The organism is Streptomyces brasiliensis (assembly GCF_014647875.1).
Classification (GTDB): Bacteria; Actinomycetota; Actinomycetes; order Streptomycetales; family Streptomycetaceae; genus Streptomyces; species Streptomyces brasiliensis.
Map to the genome: position 1 here is coordinate 1 of NZ_BMQA01000154.1, position 5809 is coordinate 5809.

1 protein-coding gene is annotated in these 5809 nt (G+C 68.7%); it reads right to left on the reverse strand.

Annotation, left to right across the window (positions count from 1 at the left end; genetic code table 11):
- The coding region (locus IEZ19_RS48890) for a non-ribosomal peptide synthetase (protein WP_308429103.1) at positions 1-5757 on the reverse strand (5757 nt) is incomplete at its 3' end.
- Between the last annotated feature and the right edge of the window lie 52 nt (positions 5758-5809).

A 5809-nucleotide genomic window follows, 5' to 3' on the forward strand; every position in this document is an offset into this window, starting at 1 on the left:
CAACCAATGCGCCAACCGATTCGCCCACACATCCAACTCGCCATACGACACCTCGACGCCGTCCGACACCACCGCCACCGCACCCGGAGCAGCCGCCGCCTGCGCCTCGAACAGCTCCACCACCGACGCACCAGCCACACCCGACGCCGTGTCATTCCACCCCGACAGGAGCCAATCCCGCTCTGCCGGACCGAGGATGTCCACCGCGGCCAGCTGTGTGTCCGGGCCGCCGTCGAGCGCGGTCGCCAGCGCGTCGACCACGTTCGCCAGCGCAATACTCACCGAATGACCGACGCCCTCCGGGTCGATGCCATCGGCAGTCGCCAGACTCACACTCATCCCAGCGGCGCCTCGGTCGTTGACCGACACGGTCACGGGATAGTTGTTCCGCTCCTCGGCGAAGACGGTTTGGATGCCCTCAACAGGCCGCCGCTCACCCAGTTCCGTGCCGGTCGGACTCTCGCCGGCACCGGTGATGTGCCGGTAGTTGAACAGCGAGGTGAACAACGGCGTATTGGCCGCGACACCACTCGCCTGCTGTGCCACTGCCAACGGCGCGTGTTCGTGCTCCAGCAGCCCCGCCAGCTGATCCCGCATCCCCTCGACAGCCGCACGTACGCCCACCTGGCCGGTCCACACGCGCACCGGCAGAGTGTTGATGAACGGGCCCAGCACCCGGTCGGCGCCCTCACCGGCATTCATCCGGCCGAACAGCACCGTGCCGAACACCACATCGCCCCGGCCCGACAAGGCCGACAGCACGCGTGCCCACGTCACGTGCAGCACCGTCGCCGTGCTGACCCCCAACTCCCGTGCCACCCGCCGCAAACCGTCGGTGACATCGGCTGCGATGGGCACGACTGCCTCGGAGGTCCTGCTGCCGTCGCCGCGTACGTCGAGCACCCCGTACGGGGCAGTCGGCTCGGTCACATCACCGAGCAGCTCGGCGAAGTACCGCTCATGCTCGGCCCGGGACACGGCACGCGTCTGCGCCACAAAGTTCCGGAACGGCATCGAAGGCGCCAACTCGTGCGCGTTGCCCGTGAGCACCGCCCGCAGTTCCTGCAGCAGCACGTCCATGCCCAGGTGGTCCTGGAGCAGGTGATGCATCCGCATCACAGCCAGCCACCGGCCCCCGGACACCTCCGCCGCATGCACATCCATCAACGGCGCACGGCCCAGGTCCATCACCGACCCCGCTACGGCCAGCAGAGCATCCGCCGGGTTCTCGGACGCGCCGTCGATCTCGTGCTCGACGACGGGTAGTTGCGCCTTCCGCCACACCACCTGCACCGGCTCGCGCAGGCCTTCCCACACGACGGCCGTGCGGTAGATGTCGTGCCGGTCCATCACCTGCTGCAACGCGCCGGTGAACGTCTCCAGCCGGGTCCGGGAGTCGAACTCCACCACCCGCGCCGTCAGATAGACATCCCCGCCCTCACCCGCCATCAGGTGGTGGAAGAACATCCCCTCCTGCAACGGCGCCAACGGATACACGTCCGCAACATTCGCCGCCCCTCCGTCGACCGCCGCGACCACCCGGTCGATCTCCGCCCGCGACAGCTCCACCAGCGGCAACATCTCCGGCGAGATCCGCTCCGCACCCACCGGAATCAGGTTCTCGGGCACTTCCACCGATCCGATGCCTGTGGCCCTGGCCAACCCGGCCGGCGTCGACGCCTCGAACAACGCCCGCACCGACACCGACACACCCCGGGCCCGCAGCCGCTCCACCAACGACACCGCCAACAGCGAATGCCCACCGAGCTGGAAGAAGTTGTCGTCGACGCGGACAGACTCAAGCCCCAGGACGTCTGCGAAGACCGCGCAAAGGATCTCCTCCTGCACGGTGACCGGGGCACGGCCGGCCCCGGTGGTGTATTCCGGTGCGGGCAGAACCTTGCGGTCCAGCTTGCCGTTGACGGTCAGCGGCAGCTCGTCCAGCGTGACAAACGCAGCCGGGACCATGTACTCCGGCAGCCGCGACGCCACCACGTCCCGCAGAACACCCGCGTCAAGGCCGATCTCACTGTCGGCAGGCACCACATACGCCACCAGACGCTTGTCGCCCAGGGCGTCCTCACGCGCCAACACCGATGCCTGTCCAACGTCCGGCTGAGACAGCAGCACGGCCTCGATCTCGCCCGGCTCGATCCGGAAGCCTCGGACCTTCACCTGCTCGTCAGCCCTCCCAGCGAAGACGAGCTGACCATTGTCCGTCCATTTGGCCAGGTCCCCGGTCCGGTACATCCGCTCCCCGGCCCCGAAGGGGCAGGCCACGAACCGCTCACCGGTCAGCCCCGCACGACCCACATAGCCACGCGCCAGCCCAGCACCCGCCACATACAGTTCCCCAGCCACTCCGACCGGCACCGGCATGAGCGCATCGTCCAGCGCATACAGACGGGTGTTGGCGATCGGCCGGCCGAACGGCACCGGGCCCGGACGATCCGCGTCGACCACTTCGGCCGCCACCATCACCGTGGCCTCGGTCGGCCCGTACGTGTTCACCAGCCGACGCCCCGCCGACCACGCCCGCGCCGCCGACTCACCGATCGCCTCAGCACCCACCAGCAGGGTCTCCACCTGCGCCAGATCCCCCGGCTCCAAAACCCCCAGCAGGGACGGCACCACGCTCGCGGCCCGCACACCCTCCAACTCCGCCAGCCGCCGCGGCTCCTCGCGCTGCTCCTCCGACGCCACCCACAACGTCGCACCCGACGACAACGCCACCGCCACATCCAACACCGACGCATCAAAACTGAACGACGCGAACTGCAACACACCCACACCCGGACCCGCACCCATCACCGGCCCGAACACCGACACCAGATTCACCAACGAACCATGGGAGACCGCAACGCCCTTCGGCCTCCCCGTCGACCCCGACGTATAAATCACATACGCCAACCCCGCCCCAACCACCTGCACCCCAGGCACGGTACCGGGATACCCCTCCAGCTCATCGAAGACATCCGCATCCACCACGACACCCACGCCGGCATCCGCCAAGATGAACTCCACGCGCTCAAGCGGTAGTTCGCCATCCACGTGTACGTACGCCGCACCCGCCTTCCACACACCAAGAATCCCGGCGATCATCTCCACACCACGTCGGAGACGAAGACCCACCACCGACTCCGCACCCACACCCCGACCACTCAACCAATGCGCCAACCGATTCGCCCACACATCCAACTCGCCATACGAGACCTCGACGCCATCCGACACCACCGCCACCGCACCCGGAGAAGCCACCACCTGCGCCTCGAACTGGGCCGGAATCGTCCTCCCGCCCACCTCGACCGCGGTGTCATTCCACTCGGTGAGAACCCGATCGCGCTCATCGGCACCCAGCACATCCACCGCATGCAGACGGACATCAGGCGCCGCGGTCACCGACTCCAACACCCGGCCGAACCAGCCCATCAACCGCTCAGCAGTCTCCGCCTCGAACAGATCCGCCGACGCAGTCAGGCCACCCCGCAACCCAGCAGGACGTCCCGCCTCGTCCAGCACCTCCGACAACGACACATCGAGGTCGAACCTCGCCGAAACCGTGGCCACACCGCGCGCCGTCACCTCGTCAACACCCGTGCCGACCCCGGGCAGTTCCAGGTAGGCGCTGTCGATGTTCTGCACGGTGAGCATCACCTGGAACAGCGGGTGCCGGGACAGCGAACGCTCCGGGGCCAGCTCCTCCACCAGCCGCTCGAACGGCGCATCCTGATGCGCCAACGCCCCCAGACTCGCTTCCCGCACCCGGGCCAGCACCTGACGGAACTCCGGATCACCCGATAGATCCGTCCGCACCACCAACGTGTTCACGAAGAACCCGACCAGGTCGTCCAGCGCCTCGTCCGTACGACCGGCAACCGCCGAACCCACTGGGACATCCGTCCCCGCACCCAGGCGCGAAAGAGTGACCGCCAACGCCGCCTGCAGGACCATGAAGACCGTTACGCCCTCGGCCCGCGCGAGGTCCACCACCCGCTGATGCACCTCGGCCGACACCCGCAACGGCACCCGACGCCCCACATGACCGGACACCGCAGGACGTGCCCGATCCACCGGCAGCACCAGCTCCTCCGGCACCCCGGCCAGCGCCTGCCGCCAGTACCCCACCTGCTGCGACAGCACACCCCCCGGGTCGGACTCCGCACCCAGCAACTCCCGCTGCCACAACGCATAATCCGCATACTGCACCGGCAACGCCTCGAACACCGGCGCCTCACCACGCAGCCGCGCCGCATACGCAATCGACACGTCCCGTGCCAGCGCGCCGCGGGACCAGCCGTCGCTGGCTATGTGGTGCGTCACGACCACGAGCACCTGCTCATCGGGGCCGGCCTCGAACAGCCACGCCCGAATCGGCAGCTCCACCGACAGATCGAACGCGTGCTGCGTGGCCTGCCGCACGGCCGCGTCCAGTTCATCGGTCTCCACACGGGTCACCCGCAGCGACCAGTCGAGTTCCGCCCGGTCAAGGATGCGCTGGTAGGGCTCACCATCGACAACGGGGAACACCGTACGCAGCGACTCGTGCCGACCGACCACATCCCGAAGTGCCGCGTCCAGCACCGCGGTGTCCACGCCACTGACCCTGACCGGCATCGAGATGTTGTACGTCGAACTCGGCCCCTCCAACTGGGCCAGGAACCACAACCGCCGCTGCGCGAACGACAACGGAAGCCGCTCCGGACGTATCCCCACCGCCCGCAACGGCGTCCGAGCCACCCCCGCTCCATCAACCAGACGGGCCGCAAGACCGGCCACCGTCGGCGCCTCGAACAACGCCCGAACCTCGACCTCCACCCCCAACACGACCCGGATCCGCGAGATCAACCGCACCGCCAACAGCGAATGCCCACCCAACCGGAAGAAGTCGTCGTCGACCCCCACCGACTGCACACCCAGCACGTCGGCAAAGGCCGCGCAGAGGATCTCCTCCTGCACCGTCGCCGGCCCCCGGCCGCCACCCCCGACATACTCCGGCACCGGCAGGACCTTGCGGTCGAGCTTGCCGTTGGCGGTCAGCGGCAGCTCGTCCAGCGTCACGAAGGCAGTCGGGACCATGTACTCCGGCAGCCGCGACGCCACCACGTCCCGCAGCACGCCGGCGTCGAGGCCGATCTCGCTGTCGGCAGGCACCACGTACGCGACCAGGCGCTTGTCGCCCGGCGTGTCCTCACGCGCGATCACCGCGGCCTGCGCCACCTCGGCACGGGCTTCGAGCACGGCCACGATCTCACCGGGCTCGATCCGGAACCCACGGATCTTCACCTGCTCATCGGCCCGACCGGCGAACAGCAGTTGCCCGTCCGCAGTCCATTTGGCCAGGTCACCGGTCCGGTACATCCGCTCCCCGGACCCGAAGGGGCAGGCCACGAACCGCTCGCCGGTCAGCCCCGCGCGACCCACATAGCCACGCGCCAGACCAGCACCCGCCACATACAGTTCCCCAGCCACTCCGACCGGCACCGGCATGAGCGCATCGTCCAGCGCATACAGACGGGTGTTGGCGATCGGCCGGCCGAACGGCACCGGGCCCGGACGATCCGCGTCGACCGCTTCGGCCGCCACCATCACCGTGGCCTCGGTCGGCCCATACGTGTTCACCAGCCGACGCCCCGCCGACCACGCCCGCGCCGCCGACTCACCAATCGCCTCAGCACCCACCAGCAGGGTCTCCACCTGCGCCAGATCCCCCGGCTCCAAAACCCCCAGCAGGGACGGCACCACACTCGCCGCCCGCACACCCTCCAACTCCGCCAGCCGCCGCGGCTCCTCACGCTGCTCCTCCGACGCC